The sequence below is a fragment of the Blastococcus sp. SYSU DS0541 genome, from assembly GCF_054050875.1.
Genome location: NZ_JBJHAD010000003.1, coordinates 59,200 through 74,301 on the forward strand (window position 1 = coordinate 59,200; position 15,102 = coordinate 74,301).

The 15,102-nt window shown below is 73.1% G+C and carries 16 protein-coding genes; all 16 read left to right on the plus strand.

Features of this window, described 5'->3' with window-relative positions:
• Positions 1–10: 10 nt before the first annotated feature.
• The 16 genes from ACI794_RS04715 (at position 11) to ACI794_RS04790 (ending at position 15,082) form a co-directional block, all read left to right on the plus strand.
• On the plus strand, positions 11–433 hold the full coding sequence (locus ACI794_RS04715) for a flagellar hook assembly protein FlgD (protein ID WP_456600936.1): 423 nt from the start codon (positions 11–13) through the stop codon (positions 431–433).
• A 79-nt stretch (positions 434–512) separates the two neighbouring features.
• Complete coding sequence (locus tag ACI794_RS04720) at positions 513–1,745, plus strand: flagellar hook protein FlgE (protein WP_456615761.1); 1,233 nt, start codon at positions 513–515, stop codon at positions 1,743–1,745.
• A 381-nt stretch (positions 1,746–2,126) separates the two neighbouring features.
• Positions 2,127–2,408 carry a flagellar FlbD family protein gene (locus ACI794_RS04725; protein ID WP_456600938.1) on the plus strand — a complete coding sequence of 94 codons (282 nt, stop codon included), beginning with the start codon at positions 2,127–2,129 and terminating at the stop codon, positions 2,406–2,408.
• 3 nt (positions 2,409–2,411) lie between these two features.
• On the plus strand, positions 2,412–3,182 hold the full coding sequence (locus tag ACI794_RS04730; RefSeq protein ID WP_456600939.1) for a motility protein A: 771 nt from the start codon (positions 2,412–2,414) through the stop codon (positions 3,180–3,182).
• 4 nt (positions 3,183–3,186) lie between these two features.
• Positions 3,187–4,089 carry a flagellar motor protein MotB gene (locus tag ACI794_RS04735; RefSeq protein ID WP_456615762.1) on the plus strand — a complete coding sequence of 301 codons (903 nt, stop codon included), beginning with the start codon at positions 3,187–3,189 and terminating at the stop codon, positions 4,087–4,089.
• Positions 4,086–4,559, plus strand: a complete 474-nt coding sequence (locus ACI794_RS04740; RefSeq protein WP_456600941.1) for a flagellar basal body-associated FliL family protein — start codon at positions 4,086–4,088, stop codon at positions 4,557–4,559. The genes ACI794_RS04735 and ACI794_RS04740 overlap by 4 nt, the downstream gene beginning before the upstream one ends.
• 166 nt (positions 4,560–4,725) lie before the next feature.
• Positions 4,726–5,724: a flagellar motor switch protein FliM gene (locus ACI794_RS04745; protein WP_456579333.1), complete on the plus strand. Its 999-nt coding sequence runs from the start codon at positions 4,726–4,728 to the stop codon at positions 5,722–5,724.
• Complete coding sequence (gene fliN, locus ACI794_RS04750; RefSeq protein WP_456600942.1) at positions 5,721–6,461, plus strand: flagellar motor switch protein FliN; 741 nt, start codon at positions 5,721–5,723, stop codon at positions 6,459–6,461. The genes ACI794_RS04745 and fliN overlap by 4 nt, the downstream gene beginning before the upstream one ends.
• Entirely contained in the window at positions 6,458–6,895 is a 438-nt protein-coding gene (locus ACI794_RS04755) for a FliO/MopB family protein (protein WP_456615763.1), read from the plus strand. The genes fliN and ACI794_RS04755 overlap by 4 nt, the downstream gene beginning before the upstream one ends.
• Positions 6,892–7,725 (plus strand): flagellar type III secretion system pore protein FliP, encoded by an 834-nt coding sequence (gene fliP, locus ACI794_RS04760; RefSeq protein WP_456615764.1) that lies wholly within the window; start codon positions 6,892–6,894, stop codon positions 7,723–7,725. The genes ACI794_RS04755 and fliP overlap by 4 nt, the downstream gene beginning before the upstream one ends.
• 2 nt (positions 7,726–7,727) lie before the next feature.
• Positions 7,728–8,003 (plus strand): flagellar biosynthesis protein FliQ, encoded by a 276-nt coding sequence (gene fliQ, locus ACI794_RS04765; RefSeq protein WP_456579337.1) that lies wholly within the window; start codon positions 7,728–7,730, stop codon positions 8,001–8,003.
• A gap of 5 nt (positions 8,004–8,008) precedes the next feature.
• On the plus strand, positions 8,009–8,773 hold the full coding sequence (gene fliR, locus ACI794_RS04770) for a flagellar biosynthetic protein FliR (protein WP_456579338.1): 765 nt from the start codon (positions 8,009–8,011) through the stop codon (positions 8,771–8,773).
• An 11-nt stretch (positions 8,774–8,784) separates the two neighbouring features.
• Positions 8,785–9,936: an EscU/YscU/HrcU family type III secretion system export apparatus switch protein gene (locus ACI794_RS04775; RefSeq protein ID WP_456615765.1), complete on the plus strand. Its 1,152-nt coding sequence runs from the start codon at positions 8,785–8,787 to the stop codon at positions 9,934–9,936.
• Between the two features lie 187 nt (positions 9,937–10,123).
• Positions 10,124–12,169, plus strand: a complete 2,046-nt coding sequence (gene flhA, locus ACI794_RS04780) for a flagellar biosynthesis protein FlhA (protein ID WP_456600946.1) — start codon at positions 10,124–10,126, stop codon at positions 12,167–12,169.
• Positions 12,156–14,837, plus strand: a complete 2,682-nt coding sequence (locus ACI794_RS04785) for a hypothetical protein (RefSeq protein ID WP_456615766.1) — start codon at positions 12,156–12,158, stop codon at positions 14,835–14,837. The genes flhA and ACI794_RS04785 overlap by 14 nt, the downstream gene beginning before the upstream one ends.
• Entirely contained in the window at positions 14,834–15,082 is a 249-nt protein-coding gene (locus ACI794_RS04790) for a hypothetical protein (protein WP_456600948.1), read from the plus strand. The genes ACI794_RS04785 and ACI794_RS04790 overlap by 4 nt, the downstream gene beginning before the upstream one ends.
• Positions 15,083–15,102: the final 20 nt, after the last annotated feature.

Here is a 15,102-nt window from a genome sequence, read left to right on the forward strand (position 1 = left end):
GGAGCCGACCATGCCGGACGCAGTCAGCGCCACCACCGGGGCGACCGCGACGTACTCCGCCACGACCGCCGTCGACCGCGGTGACCAGATGGGGAAGGACACCTTCCTCAAGCTGCTGGTCGCCCAGATGAAGTACCAGGACCCGGGCAACCCGGCCGACACCAACCAGCTGATGGCCCAGACGGCCACGTTCAGCCAGGTGGAGAAGCTCGAGGAGATCGCCAAGCAGAACGCCTCGATGCTGGCCCTGCAGCGCTCCAGCAGCGCCGGGGCGATGGTCGGCCAGACGGTCACGTACACCGACTCGACCGGCGCCTCGAAGACCGGCGTCGTCAGCTCGGTCCGCCTGGCCACCGACAAATCCGAGGCCGAGGCCACCATCGGCGGCGTCGCCGTGCCCGTGGGCCGGATCACCGACGTCGGCACGCGCTGACGCCCACCCAGACCCCGCGCCGAACCGCGCTCCCCCACCCGAGCCCCCACCCGGAGGGAACCCCCCGATGCTCCGCTCCATGTTCTCCGCCATCTCCGGCCTTCGTGCCCACCAGACCAAGATGGACGTCACCGGCAACAACATCGCCAACGTCAACACCGTCGGCTTCAAGGGCAGCGCGACCGTCTTCCAGGACACGCTCTCCCAGGTCGTGCGGGCCGGTGGTCAGCCGGCGGCCGACCGCGGTGGCACGAACCCGGCGCAGATCGGTCTGGGCGTGAAGCTCGCCGGGATCACCACCAACTGGACCAACGGTGCGGCGCAGTCCACCGGGCGCTCGACCGACTTCATGATCGAGGGCGACGGGTTCTTCGTCGTCGAGGGCGCGGGCGGGCAGCAGCTGTTCACCCGGGCGGGCTCCTTCGACTTCGACGCCAGCGGCAAGCTGGTCACCCCCGACGGCTCCATCCTGCAGGGCTGGGTGGCCGACGCGAACGGCGTCGTGAACGCGAACGGCCCGGTCCAGGACCTGGTCGTGCCCTACGGCCAGATCGTCGACCCGAAGCCGACGACGGCCGGCAGCATCGTGGGCAACCTGCCTTCCGACGTCGTCGACGGCACCACTTTCCAGGTCGGCGCCGACATGTACGACAGCCAGGGGGTCATGCAGAAGGTCGCCTACAACATCCAGAAGGTGAGCGACAACAACTGGCGGGTCAGCGTCGTCCACGCCAACGGCGACGTCTTCCTGCCACCCACCGACATCGCCTTCGACGCGGCGGGAGAGCTGACCCCGGCAGCCGACCCGTACGAGTTGCCCTCGTTCAACCCGGCGACGCTGGACCCCGTCAAGTACGCCAGCTGGGACATCGACGTCACGATCGCCCTGCCGGACCTCACCCAGTTCGGTGGCGCCAACACCCTCGCGGCCCCCAAGCCCGACGGCTTCGCCCTGGGCTCCCTGCAGTCGTTCAGCCTCGGCAACGACGGGACCATCACCGGCGTCTACTCCAACGGACTGCGCCAGGCGCTGGGGCAGCTGGCGATGGCCTCCTTCAACAACCCCAGCGGGCTGGAGAAGGCCGGCAACTCCGCCTTCCGCGTGGGCGACAACTCCGGTGTGGCGATGATCGGCCAGGCCGGGCAGGGCGGCCGGGGGGTGCTCAGCTCGGGCGCGCTGGAGATGTCGAACGTGGACCTCAGCGAGGAGTTCACCGGGCTGATCGTCGCCCAGCGCGGCTTCCAGGCCAACAGCCGGGTCATCACGGCGTCCGACGAGATCCTCCAGGACCTGGTGAACCTCAAGCGCTGACGAGGTGTGCGGCGTGGTGTCTGCCGGGGCGTGACGTCCCGATCGCCACGAGCGGCCGCCGTGCTGCGGCCCGCCACACGTCGGTGACACCCGGCTCGAGCCGGGCCGGGCAGGGTCGAGCCGCGCGCGGACGCGGCCCGACCCTCCCCGGAGCGGCCGGACATCTCCTGGCGCACTCGTGGCGGGCCCCTGGAGGGGCCGTCCAGCACATCACCACCTGCGACGGCCCGGTCACCCCGAAAGGGTGACCGGGCCGTCGCAGGTCCCCCGCCAGCACCTTCGGCTCAAGGAGCCCCCGTCCGGGGCCGAAGACAGGAGTGCCGTTCCCGCCCGGACCGTGTTCACGCCCCACCGACCCCCACCGAGCAAGAGGACCGACCCGTGATCCGAGTGACGCGCCTGAACGGCGACGAGTTCGCGCTGAACCCCGACCTGATCGAGAAGGTCGAGGGCCACCCCGACACGGTCGCCTTCCTGGTGGACGGCACGAAGTACGTGGTGCGCGAGAGCGTGGCCGAGGTGCTGCAGGAGATCCGCGAGTACCGCGCCGGGATCCTGGCCCTCTCCTACGAGATGGACCGGGGCGCTTACCGGCCGCACGTCCCCGAGCAGCCGGTCGGCGACTCGTCCGTCGTCCCCTTCCCGACCCGAGAGGAGCGCTGATCCGTGGATCCGGCCACCCTGATCGGGTTCGCCATCTCGATCGTCGCCCTGGTCTTCTTCATGATCCTCGAAGGCGCCGACCCCACCTCGCTGATCTTCCTGCCGGCGATCGTCCTGGTCGTCATCGCCACCTTCGGCGCGGCGGCGGCCAGCCAGACGATGGACGACCTCAAGAAGGTCGGCAGCTGGTTCAAGATGGCCGTGATGCCGGCGAAGGTGCCCCCGCCGACCGACCAGATCCAGACCCTGGTCAGCCTCGCCGAGAAGGCCCGCAAGGAGGGCCTGCTCGCGCTCGAGGCGCAGGTCAAGCAGATCGAGGACCCGTTCCTCAAGCGCGGCCTGCAGATGGGCATCGACGGCACCGACCCCGAGGAGCTGCGTGCCGTCCTGGAGAGCGAGATCGCGGCCAAGAAGGCTGAGGACAAGGTCGCCGCCAAGTTCATGAACAACATGGGCGGCTACGCGCCGACCATCGGCATCCTGGGCTGCATCGTCGGCCTGATGAACGTCATGGGGAACCTGAACAACCCGGAGACACTCGGCCCGATGGTCGCCGCGGCGTTCATCGCCACGCTCTGGGGCGTCATGGCCGCCAACTTCTGGTTCCTCCCCATGGGCGCCAAGATCCTGCGCGTCAGCGAGCTCCAGGCCGCGCAGATGGAGCTGCTGGTCGAGGGCATCGCCGAGATCCAGGCCGGCACCAGCCCGCGCGCCGTCCGCCTCAAGCTGACCTCGCTCGTGCCGCCGGGCTCGGTCGCCAAGGAAGCGGCGTGACCCCGTGAGCAGCGGTCACGGCCGCCGCCGCGGCAAGAAGCACGAGGAGCACGAGGAGCACGAGAACCACGAGCGGTGGCTGGTGTCCGGCTTCGACATGATGACGTTGCTGTTCGTGCTGTTCGTGGTGCTGTTCGCGATGAGCAAGGTGGACGAGCAGAAGTTCGCCGCCCTGGCCAAGGGCATGGCGAACGCCTTCGGCACCCCTGTCAGCGTGCAGACCAGCGCGACCCCCGAGGGCTCGGTGCTCGACGGGCTGCCCGGGGTGGTCGACCTGGCCTCGGCCATCCCGCCCGACCCCACCGTGCAGCAGGCCCAGGTGGACAAGGCCGCCGCCCAGGCCGCAGCGGAACGGGCCGAGCGCATCGCCGCCGAGGCGAAGGCCGCCTACGACGAGCTCGCCGCCGCGCGCGACCGGATCGAGGCCGCGCTCGCCGCGGCCGGCTACGCCGGGGCCGCCCGCTACGAGATCGACGAGCGCGGCCTGGTGGTGCACATCGTGGCCGACCAGGTGCTCTTCGACGCCGAGGAGGCCGTCCTCCGGCCGGAGGGCCGCGCCATCCTGAGCGCGGTCGCCCCCACCCTCGCCGAGCTGCCCAACCAGCTCGGGGTCGAGGGCCACGCCAACCACCTCCCCGTCACCACCGGCGGTCCGTGGCCGTCCAACTGGGAGCTGTCCGCGACCCGCGCCACCACGGTCGTCCGGTACCTGGCCGCCGACGGGGTCCCGCAGCCGCGCCTGCAGGCCACCGGCTACTCGTCGACCCGGCCGCTGGTGCCCGAGTCCGACCCCACCGCCCTGACCGTCAACCGACGGGTCGACGTCGTCGTCCTGTCCACCGCGTCGGCGGAGGCCAACGCCCTCCTGCCCGGCCTCGACGCCGCCCACCGAGGAGTGACCGAATGAGCAAGAAGGACAAGACCGCCCCCGCCGACGGTGAGGAGACCCAGGGCGCGGGCGGGAAGAAGAAGCTCGTCCTGATGCTGGCCGTCGTGCTGCTCGCCGGGGCCGGCGCCGCCTACTTCTTCCTGTTCGCCGGATCGGGCGAGGCGGAGGCCGCGGCTCCGGAGCACGGTGGCTACACCGCGCTCGAGCCGATCGCGGTCAACCTCGCCGGCGGCGGGTACCTGAAGATCGGCATCACGCTGGACTACACGGCCGAGGCCGCCGCCGGCGGCCACGGCGGTGGCGGGGTCGACGGCGCCAAGGCCTACGACGCGATCATCTCCACCTTCTCGCAGGCGAACCCGACCGACGTGACCGGTGCCCGGGACGCGCTGAAGGCGTCCCTGGAGAAGAAGATCATCGAGGCGTACACCGAGGACGGCGTCCCGATGGTCATGGGCATCTACTACACGGAGTACGTGACGCAGTAACGCCCGCCCGACCAGCGCACACGCGACCACGCAGGGGTGTCCTCCGAGTCCGGAGGGCACCCCTGCCGCGCACCACCCGCACCACCGGTCCCACGCTCCCCGGCCGGCTCGGACCCCCCTCGGGACCCGGTCAGGGTGCTGCCGGTCCCCGCCGATGAGGTCATGCGTGACCACCCCCGAGACCGGACCGGCCCCGGCCGCCGCGCCGGCCCCGGCCCCCGCCCCCGCGCCGGCCCCGGCCGTCGCGAGCACCCGTAGCCGCCGCGGTGAGCCACGCACCTACGACTTCCGGCGCCCGACCAAGCTCTCCCGCGAGCACGTGCGGGTCATGCAGATCGCGCAGGAGGGCTTCGCCCGGCAGGCGACGACGATCCTGACGACGTTCCTGCGCGCCGGTGCGCGCCTGGAGCTCGGGGGGATCGAGCAGTTCTCCTACGACGACTACGTCGGGACGCTGCCCAACCCGACCTTCATGTCCACCTTCACCCTCGAGCCGCTCGCCGGGAAGGGCCTGCTGGCCTTCCCCCTCGACATGGCCATGGCGATGGTCGACCACATGCTCGGCGGTTCCGGCGCCGCCGCGCAGCCGAACCGGCCGATGACGGCGATGGAGACCACCATCACCAATCACCTGCTGGAGCGGCTGCTCGACGAGTTCGCGGTCTCGCTGGCGCCGGTCACCCAGATCCAGCCGGTGCTCGCCGGCCGCGAGTACAACCCGCAGCTCGCCCAGGCCGCCGCCGGCTCCGACACCGTCATGGTGGCGAGCTTCGCGATGTCCGTCGGCAGCCGCGAGGGCGAGGCGACCGTCGTCCTGCCGTTCTCCTCCTTCGCCCAGGCCCTCAACAACGCCGCCTCCCCGCAGCTCTCGGAGTCCGCGCTGCGCAAGCGGCAACGGGCCCGCGAGGCGCTGATCGACCGGCTGAACCTCGTGCCGGTGGACGTCAGCGTCCGCTTCGCGCCGCTCACCGTCTCCTCCTCCGACCTGCTCTCCCTCGCCGTCGACGACGTGCTGCTGCTCCGCCACCCGCGGGACAGCCCGCTGGAGGTCACGACCAACGACGTGACGTTCGCCTACGCGATCGCCAGCAACCACCGGCGCCGACTCGCCGCCTCGATCGTCCCCACCCCGCACGCCCCGCACGCCGCGAAGGACTCCGCATGACCGCGCCCCGCACCGACTCGCAGGACTCCCAGACCGTCACGGCGGTCGTCGCCGCGGCCGCCCGCGCGGCCGCCGCCCTGGTCCCCTCGACCTCGGCGCTGACCGCGGGCGCCCCCGTCAGCGACCCGGACACCGTGCCGCTGCCGCCGACGGCCGCCCTCGCCGTCACCGCCGGCCTGTCCGGTGAGGTCTCCGGCGACGTCGTGCTCGTCGTCTCCGGCGACGTCGTCGACGCGCTGCAGAACTCCCCCGTCGGCCAGATGGACGTCTCCGCGGCGCTCCGCCCGGCCCTCGAGGCCGCCGCGGCCACGCTCGGCCGGGTGCGGGTCGCCTCGGAGCGCACCGAGGAGCCGGTCGCCGCCCTGGACGGGCTGCGCGACAAGGGCATGTTCGTCGCCGTCCCCCTCATGGGCGACGGCGAGCACCAGGCCACGCTCGCCCTCCAGGTGACGCTGCCCGCGGCCCGCGAGCAGCGCGGCAGCCTGGAGCTCCTGCGGCACGTCGCCATGGAGGTCACCGTCGAGATCGGGCGGACCCGCATGACGGTGCAGGAGCTGCTCTCGCTGCACCCGGGCGAGGTCGTCGAGCTCGACCGCGCCGCCAGCGCCCCCGCCGACCTGCTCGTCAACGGCACCCTCATCGCGCGCGGCGAGGTCGTCGTCGTCGACGAGGACTTCGGGCTGCGGATCAGCGAGATCGTCACCGACGCCGCCGAGCTGGGGGCCGCGGCCTCATGACCTGGATGATCATCCGGCTCTTCCTGTCCCTCGCCCTCATCGGCGGCGTCCTCTGGTTCGCCGCCCGGCTGGCGAAGAAGAAGGGCCTGGGCCAGGGGAACGGCCTCATCCAGGTCGTCGCCCGCCAGCGGCTGGGCCGCGCCAGCTCGGTGAACGTGGTCCGCATCGCCGACGTCGTCCTGGTCATCGGGGCCACCGAGGAGCAGGTCACCCTGCTCGCGGAGGTCGACGGCGAGGCCGTCGACGCCGTCCTGGCCGAGCGCGGTGCCCCGGCCCGGCCGAAGGCAGCAGCGGCGCCGGACGCCGGGACCCCGGCCATCCCGGCCCAGGCGGCACGCTCCTCCGACGGCGTGCTCGCCGGCTCGGTCCTCGACCGGAACGGCTGGGGCACGCTGGTCGACGAGCTCCGCGAGCGCACGGTCCGCCGGTCATGACGGCCGCCGTGCGCCTGCCGGGCCACCGGACGCGGGGCCGCGCGCTCGTCGTCCTGGTGGCGCTGCTGGTCGCCGCGGTGGCGGCGGTCGTCCTCGCCGGCCCGGCCACGGCCGCACCGACCGCGCCCACCGCCCCGACGGCGCCCACGGCGCCCGAGGTCGGCGGGGCCGTGGACATCTCCATCGGCGACGGCTCCCCCAGCAGCTCGATCACCCTGATCCTGGCTATCACGGTGCTGTCGGTCGCGCCGTCGGTGCTGCTGCTGGCCACCTCGTTCACCAAGATCATCGTGGTGCTGGGGCTGACCCGGAACGCGCTCGGCATGGCGACCTCGCCGCCGAACCAGGTGCTCACCGGCATCGCGCTGTTCCTGACGCTCTTCGTCATGGGCCCGGTGTTCTCCGACATCAACGAGATCGCCGTCCAGCCGTACATGGACGGCGCGATGTCGGTGTCCCAGGCCTACGACGCCGGCGTCGTGCCGCTGCGGGAGTTCCTGCTCGCGAACACCCGCGAGGACGAGCTGCAGCTGATGATCGGGCTCTCCGGCGAGGAGGCCCCGGCGGATCCGACGCAGGTCAGCATGACGACGCTGATCCCGGCGTTCGTCCTGTCGGAGCTGAAGAGCGCCTTCATCATCGGGCTGGTCATCTTCATCCCGTTCCTGGTGCTCGACATGCTCGTCAGCGCCGCGCTCATGGCGCTCGGCATGATGATGGTCCCGCCGACCATCGTGTCGCTGCCGTTCAAGCTGCTGCTCTTCGTCGTCGTCGACGGCTGGGCGCTGATCACCACGGCCCTCGTGGGCTCCTACGTGGGGGCGGGGTAGCGATGAGCGACGCCGACGTCACCGAGATCGCCGCCCAGACCATGATGGTGGCGGCCAAGGTCGCCGCCCCGATCCTGCTGACCGCCCTGCTGGTCGGCTTCCTGATCTCGCTGTTCCAGGCGGCGACCCAGATCCAGGAGGCCACGCTCTCCTTCGTCCCGAAGATGATCGCGGTCGCGATCGCCATGCTGGTCACCGGCAACTGGGTGCTCTCCGAGCTGGTCACCTTCACCCACACGCTCTTCGACCAGCTGCCGGCACTGCTCGACCGGACGTAGCCGGCATGGACCTCTCGGTCCCGGCGGTCACGCTCGCGGCCCTGCTCCTCGGCACCGCGCGGGCCGCCGGCTTCATCCTGCTCGCGCCGCCGTTCAACTCCCGGGTGATCCCCGGCCCGGTCAAGGGCGCCCTCGCCCTCGCCCTGGCGGTGCTGCTGTCCACCCAGATCGCGCCCACGCTGCCCGAGCCGACGGCGGGGTTCCTGCTCGTCACCGCCGTCACCGAGGTCGTCATCGGCGCGGCGCTGGGCTTCGTCGTCCAGGTGCTGTTCACCGCGGTGCAGATGGCCGGCGACGTGCTCGACCTCGCGGGCGGCTTCTCGCTGCAGCCCGGTTACGACCCCATGGCGATGACGCAGAACAGCTCCCTGGGCAAGCTGCACTACCTGCTGGCCACGACCCTGCTGTTCACCAGCGGCGGGCACCTGCTGATGGTCAAGGGGTTCGCCACCTCCTACGAGGGGCTCCCCGTGGGCGGGGACGTGCCCACCGACCAGATCGCGGCGGTGCTGATCACCGCGTTCTCCATGATGTTCCTGGCCGCGCTGCAGATCGCCGGCCCGATGGTCGCCGTGCTCCTGCTCGCCGACGTGGCGCTGGCCCTCCTCAGCCGCGCCGCCCCCGCGCTCAACGTCTTCTCCCTGGGCTTCCCGGTGAAGATCATGCTCACCCTGGCGATGCTGGGGCTGACCTTCCCCCTGCTGCCGCCGGCCCTCGACCAGCTGCTCGAGCACGGCGCCCGCGCCATGACCTCGCTGCGCGGCGGCTGAGGGGGTGGGACATGGCCAAGGACGGACCGGGTGGTGAGAAGACCGAGGCGCCGACTCCCCAGCGCCTCAAGAAGGCGCGCAAGGACGGGCAGATCCCGAGGACCCAGGAGCTGGGGACCTGGCTGGGGGTGGCGGCGGCGAGCTTCCTGCTGCCGATGCTCGTGGGAGACGCGTACGACGCGGTGCGCCAGCTGTTCGTGCACGTCGGGACGGTGGTGAAGAACCCCGAGGTCGGCACGGTGACCGCGCTGCTCGGCACGGCGTTGATCGCCTTCCTGACGACGCTGCTGCCGACCGCGATCGCGCTCATGCTCGTGGGCGTGGCCTCGTCGGCGGCGCAGGGCGGGGTGCACGTGACGAGCAAGCCCCTGCAGCCCAAGCTGAAGAAGTTCAACCCGCTCCCGGGGCTCAAGCGCATGTTCGGCACCCAGGGGCTGTGGGAGATGTCGAAGGCGCTGATCAAGACGGCGGCCCTGGGCACCGTCGTGATCATCACCAGCGAGCGGGCCCAGGTGCTGGTCTCCTCGGCAGGTGCCCTGCCCCTGTCGGCCGTCGCCGCCGCCTTCACCGACTCGGCCGTGCTGATGTTCCGCGTCGTCGCGGTCACCGGCCTCGTCATCGCCGTCGCCGACTACGTCGTCGTGCGGAAGAAAATGATGAAGGAGCTGAAGATGAGCAAGTACGAGATCCAGCAGGAGCACAAGCAGGCCGAGGGCGACCCGTACATGAAGGCCCACCGCCGCGGGGTGCAGATGGCGATGTCGCGCAACCGGATGATGAGCGAGGTCGCCGAAGCCGACGTCCTGCTGGTCAACCCGACCCACGTCGCCGTCGCGCTGAAGTACGACGCCGCCAGGGGTGCACCGCGGGTGGTGGCCAAGGGCGCCGGCGAGGTCGCGGCGAAGCTGCGCGAGAAGGCCGCCGAGGCCCGGGTGCCGATGGTCCAGGACATCCCGCTGGCCCGGGCGCTGCACGCCTCCTGCGAGCTCGGCCAGGAGGTGCCGGCGCAGCTGTTCACCGCCGTCGCGCGGGTGCTCGCCTTCGTCATGCACCTGGGCGCGCGGGGCGTGCGCGGCGGCTTCCACCGTCCGGGCTTCGAGGCGCCCGACGTGACGGACCTGCCCAAGGCCGGTCGCCGCCGTCCCCCCGTCGCCGCCGCCTGAGAGAGGACCCCGGGTGGGCCATGATCAGGTTCCCTGATCGTGGCGCGTCCTCCCTCACGGTGGGCGGTGAGGGAGGACGCGGTACGGCGAGGGAGGACGGCGTCGGTGGCGCGGTACCGGGTGCCCGTCGGCCCGCCGATGAGGGAGGGGTGAGCCAGCGTCCCTCGTGCGAGCCCGGAGCGGGCGAGTGAAAGGCCTGGGCAAGGCCGCCGTCCCGATCGGCGTCGTCGCCATCGTGCTCATGCTGGTGGTGCCGCTGCCCGCGGGGCTGATGGACATGCTGATCGGGCTCAACCTGACCATCTCGCTCCTGGTGCTGCTGGTCGCGATGCAGATCAGGCGGCCGCTGGACTTCGCCATCTTCCCGTCGCTGCTGCTCATCGCGACGCTCTTCCGCCTCGCGCTCAACGTCTCCTCGACGCGGCTCGTGCTCACCGACGGCTACGCCGGCAAGGTGATCGAGGCCTTCGGCCACATCGTCATCGGCGGCTCGCTCATCGTCGGCCTGGTCATCTTCCTGATCCTCACGATCGTGCAGTTCGTGGTCATCACGAACGGTGCGGGGCGCGTGGCCGAGGTCGGCGCCCGCTTCACCCTCGACGCCATGCCCGGCAAGCAGATGGCGATCGACGCCGACCTCAACGCCGGCCTCATCAACGAGGCGCAGGCCCGCAAGCGGCGGCACGAGGTCACCGCCGAGGCCGACTTCTACGGCTCGATGGACGGCGCCTCGAAGTTCGTCAAGGGCGATGCCATCGCGGGCATCGTCGTCACCCTGGTGAACCTCATCGGCGGGTTCGCGATCGGCATGATGCAGCGCGGCATGGCGCCCGCCGAGGCGGTCAGCACCTACTCCCTGCTGACGGTCGGCGACGGGCTCGTCTCGATGATCCCGGCGCTGCTCATGTCCACCGCGACCGGCATCATCGTGACCCGGTCGGCCACCGAGGGCGACATGGGCACCGACCTGATCGCCCAGCTCGGCCGCTTCCGCCAGCCGGTCCGCATCGCCGGCGGCGCCGCCCTCGCCCTCTGCCTCATCCCGGGCCTGCCCAAGCTGCCCTTCCTGCTCGTCGGCGTGGTCTTCCTCGTCATGGCCAGCCGCATGACCGAGCCGGAGGAGGTCGACGAGGAGGCCGAGGCCGCCGCGGCCGCCGCCGAGCTGGAGCCGGCTCCGGACTCGCCCGAGGCGATCGCCGAGAAGATGCGGGTCGACCCGCTCGAGCTGGAGGTCGCCTTCGACCTGGTCGACCTCGTCGACGCCTCCCGCGGCGGCGACCTGCTGGACCGGGTCAAGGCGCTGCGGCGGAAGGTCGCCATGGAGACCGGCCTGGTGATCCCGCTGGTGCGCACCCGGGACAACCTCGACCTGCCGTCCTCGCAGTACGTCATCTGGCTCAACGGCGTCCCGGTCGCCAAGGGCAGCTCCCCCGCCGGCACGGTGCTCGCCATCGGCGACGCCCTGGACGGGCTGCCCGGCAAGCCCACCCGCGAGCCGGTGTTCGGCCTCGCCGCCAAGTGGGTGCCCGCGGAGCTGCAGCGCGCCGCCGAGATGGCCGGGGCCACCGTCGTCGACCGCTCGTCGGTCATCACCACGCACCTGGCCGAGGTCGTCCGGCAGAACGCCGCGGACCTGCTCGGGCGCGAGGACGTGCGCCTGCTCGTGGAGATGGTTCGCCGGTCGCACCCGGTCGTCGTCGAGGAGCTGACCCCCGCGCTGCTCACCCTGGGAGAGGTGCAGCGCGTGTTGCACGCGTTGCTCGCCGAGGGCGTGTCGATCCGGGACCTGGTCCGCATCTTCGAGGCACTCTCTGTGCGTGCCAAGCACTCGACCGAACTCGACGGTCTCGTCGAGGCGGCGCGGTCGGCGCTGGGGTCGGCGATCAGCCAGCCCTACGTCACGCCGGACGAGCGCCTGCACGTGTTCACGCTGGAGCCGGGATTCGAGCAGCGCCTGCTCGAGTCGGTCCGCCAGACCGAGATGGGCGCCGTCCTGGCCCTCGACGCCGGCGCGGTGGACGCCCTCGTCCACGGCTGCACCGGCATGCTCGAGGACGCCGAGCGGCAGGGCCTGTCCCCCGTCCTCGTCTGCTCGCCTCAGGTCCGCGCGGCCCTCGCGCGGCTGATGCGCCAGATCCTGCCCCGGCTGCCGGTCATCTCCTACTCGGAGGTCTCCCGGACGGCCCAGATCGAGTCGCTGGGAGTGGTGAGCGGTGCCGTTGCGATCCGTTGAGGCCGCCACGCGCGACGACGCGATCGCGGCCGCGCGCGAGCAGTTCGGGCCGCACGCCCGGGTCGTCGGCGTGCGCCGCGTCCGGTCCGGCGGCGTGCTCGGCTTCTTCGCCACCGAGCGCTACGTCGCCGAGGTGGCACCGGACCAGTTCGCCCGCCCGGGCGTCCCCGCGCCGTCGACGGGCCCCGTCCAGGCGACGCCCGCCGCCGCGTACGACTCCCCGCTGGCCGCGGCTGCTCCGGCCCGTGCGCGCAGCACGGCGCCGGCCCGCAACGGCGCGGCCGCCTGGGCCGCCGAGGCCGCCCGCCCGGGCACGGCCGCGCCGACCGCCCCTTCCCGGTCGCCCGCGCCCCGCCCCGCGGAGGACGACGAGCGGATCGACGAGCTGGCCGGCCTGCTGGGGGGCGCCCCGGGAGGCGCTCCCGCCCCGGCCGGGCCTGCCCACGGGCGGCCCACCCCGACCCGCGCCACCTTCCCGAAGGCGACCCGCGAGCCCTCGCCTGCCTCGCGCCCGAAGCACGCCGCGGCCCCGTCCGCTCCGGTGGAGCAGACGCCCGCGGCCCGCGACGAGGCGGCCGTCGCCCCGTCCCCGTTCACGGCGGCGCTGGCCCGCATGGTCTCCGGGGACCGCGACGTGCGCCAGGCCGTCGACCAGGCGCTTGCCCGGCCGACCGAGCCCGCGAAGGCCTCCGCCCCCGTCTCGGCCGCGCCGGCCGGTGCGGCGGCGACCCGGCCGTCGTTGGCCGCGGCCATCCGTTCAGCAGATCCGTCGATGCGGTCCCAGGCCGTGCAGCAGGAGGAGTCCACGGTGAGAGATCAGGCCACCGCGCCGCCCTCCACGTCGACGACCGGCGCCGAGGAGCTGCCCACCTGGGCGGCCGAGCCGCACCAGCCGGCCGCGACAGGCCCGTCCGCGCGCCAGGAGGAGATCGCGGAGGCGCTCCGCGACGCCCTCGCCCAGGGCCACTCCGACGAGGCGCTCGCCGGGATCCTGCGCAAGATGCTCGCCGGCGACTCCCCTCGCGAGGCGCTGGCCGAGCCGGAGCTCCCCCTCGCGGTGGCCGACGAGCCGGCCCTGCCGGTGCTCGACTCGCCGGTCCTCCCCATCGCAATGGTCGACGAGCCGGGCATCCCGGCCGAGCCGACCGCTCCGGTCGTCGACGTCCCCGTCCTCGATGCGGTGCACCCGAACGAGCCGGTGGTCGCCGACCTGCTCTTCGCGCCGGCCACCACGCTGGCCGCCGCGCCGGCGCCGGTCGTCCCCGCCCCGTCGTTCCCGCTCTTCGACGTCCCCGCTGCTCCCGCGCCGGTCTCCGCCGGCCTCGTCTGGGGCGGCTCCCCCGCCGACATCCCGCTGTGGGGCGAGCCGGTGCCCGCTCCCCCGGTCGCTGACGACGCCCCCGTCTGGGCCGACGTGCTCAGCCCGGCTCCCGCGCCGGTGCAGGAGCCCGTGGCCGAGGAGCCCGTGGCCGAGGAGCCCGTGGCCGAGGAGGCCGTGCTCGAGGAGACCGTCGCCGACGAGCCCGCGGCCGACGAGGTGCCGGCCCAGGCAACCGCCGTCGAGGAGGCCCCCGTCGAGGAGCCGGGCATCCTGCTGGCCGAGGCCGCTCCGCTGCTGGCCCGCACCGCCAGCGACCCCGCCCCGCTCGCCATGTCGCTGGACGCCACCACCGTCATGCCCCGGATCTCCCTGCTGCCGCCGATGCCGGGCGCGCGGGGCCGCGGGCTGCCGCCCGTGCCGCCGTCTTCCGGCCGCCCGGCGGTCCCGCCGTCGCGTACGGACGCCTCGGGCCCGCGCGACGACGTCGCCCCCGCGGCTCCCGAGGTGGACGCTGCGCCGGCCACCCCCGCCGGCCGCGCCCTCGCAACGGTCACGCGGCTGCCGGTCGGCCCGCTGATGGGCGGGGACGACCACACCGAGATTCCCGAGCTCGGGAACCGCGTCTCCGAGCCGGCCGCCGACGCCCCCGCGCCCCGGACCGGGCGTCCCGGTAGCCCGCAGGAGGTCGTCGCCCGGCTGACCGAGCTGGGCGTGCCCCCGGAGCTGCTCGGCGGGGACATCGCCGACCGGATCGAGGCCGACGGCACCTACGCCGCGCTCACCCACGCGCTCGCCGCCCGGTTGCCCGAGGCGCCCCGGCTGCCCACCGGCGCCGGTGAGGTGCTCTTCGTGGTCGGCCCGGGCGTCGAGACGCTCCGCGCCGCCCGCGCGCTGGCCGCCTCCCTGCGGCTGGATCCCGACCGCGTGCAGTGGGCGACGCGCGGCGACCTGGCCGGCCTCGCGCCCAAGGGCAGCCGCATGACGACCATCGACGCCGCCGTCGACCGCCGGCAGGAGGCCGCCGACGCCGGCACCCTCACCGTCGTCGCCGTCGACGCGCCGCTGCGGAGCGACGTCTACTGGATGTCGCAGATGCTGGCGATCTGGTCGCCGGTCGCGGTGTGGGCCGTCGTGGAGGCGACCCGCAAGCCCGAGGACCTCGAGCTCTGGCTCGACGGCCTCGCCCGCGTCGACGCCCTCGTCGTCCAGGACACCGACCTCAGCGCCGACCCCGCCGCGGTGCTGCAGCGGCTGACCGTGCCCGTGGCCCTCCTCGACGGCGTCCGGGCGACCCCGCACCGCTGGGCCTCGCTGCTCTGCGAACGCCTGGACAGCCCGCAGGCATGAGCCCGTTCCGCTGGGACGTCCTCCTCGTCGGGTTCGTGCTGGCCGTCCCCGTGCTGGCCCTCGGGTTGCGTGGTGACTTCACCACCGAGGAGACGATCGGCCGGCTGCCGTGGTGCCTGCTCGCCGGCTGGGTGGTCGTGGTGCTCGTGCGCGCCGTCGCCGCCCCGCCCAAGCCCGCCCCCAAGGAGCGACGCCGGCCCGCTGCCCGGCCGCAGCCGGTGGACGAGCCGGCCGACGCGAGCTGACCGCTCCGGGGGCCGAAGCC

Excerpts from the sequence above, each read along its gene's own strand:
- fliQ (WP_456579337.1), top strand. The coding sequence starts at position 7,728 with ATGAGCGACGCCGACGTCACCGAGATCGCCGCCCAGACCATGATGGTG.
- ACI794_RS04715 (WP_456600936.1), top strand. The coding sequence starts at position 11 with ATGCCGGACGCAGTCAGCGCCACCACCGGGGCGACCGCGACGTACTCC.
- ACI794_RS04740 (WP_456600941.1), top strand. The coding sequence starts at position 4,086 with ATGAGCAAGAAGGACAAGACCGCCCCCGCCGACGGTGAGGAGACCCAG.
- ACI794_RS04720 (WP_456615761.1), top strand. The coding sequence starts at position 513 with ATGTTCTCCGCCATCTCCGGCCTTCGTGCCCACCAGACCAAGATGGAC.
- fliR (WP_456579338.1), top strand. The coding sequence starts at position 8,009 with ATGGACCTCTCGGTCCCGGCGGTCACGCTCGCGGCCCTGCTCCTCGGC.
- ACI794_RS04790 (WP_456600948.1), top strand. The coding sequence starts at position 14,834 with ATGAGCCCGTTCCGCTGGGACGTCCTCCTCGTCGGGTTCGTGCTGGCC.
- ACI794_RS04775 (WP_456615765.1), top strand. The coding sequence starts at position 8,785 with ATGGCCAAGGACGGACCGGGTGGTGAGAAGACCGAGGCGCCGACTCCC.
- ACI794_RS04755 (WP_456615763.1), top strand. The coding sequence starts at position 6,458 with ATGACCTGGATGATCATCCGGCTCTTCCTGTCCCTCGCCCTCATCGGC.
- fliN (WP_456600942.1), top strand. The coding sequence starts at position 5,721 with ATGACCGCGCCCCGCACCGACTCGCAGGACTCCCAGACCGTCACGGCG.
- fliP (WP_456615764.1), top strand. The coding sequence starts at position 6,892 with ATGACGGCCGCCGTGCGCCTGCCGGGCCACCGGACGCGGGGCCGCGCG.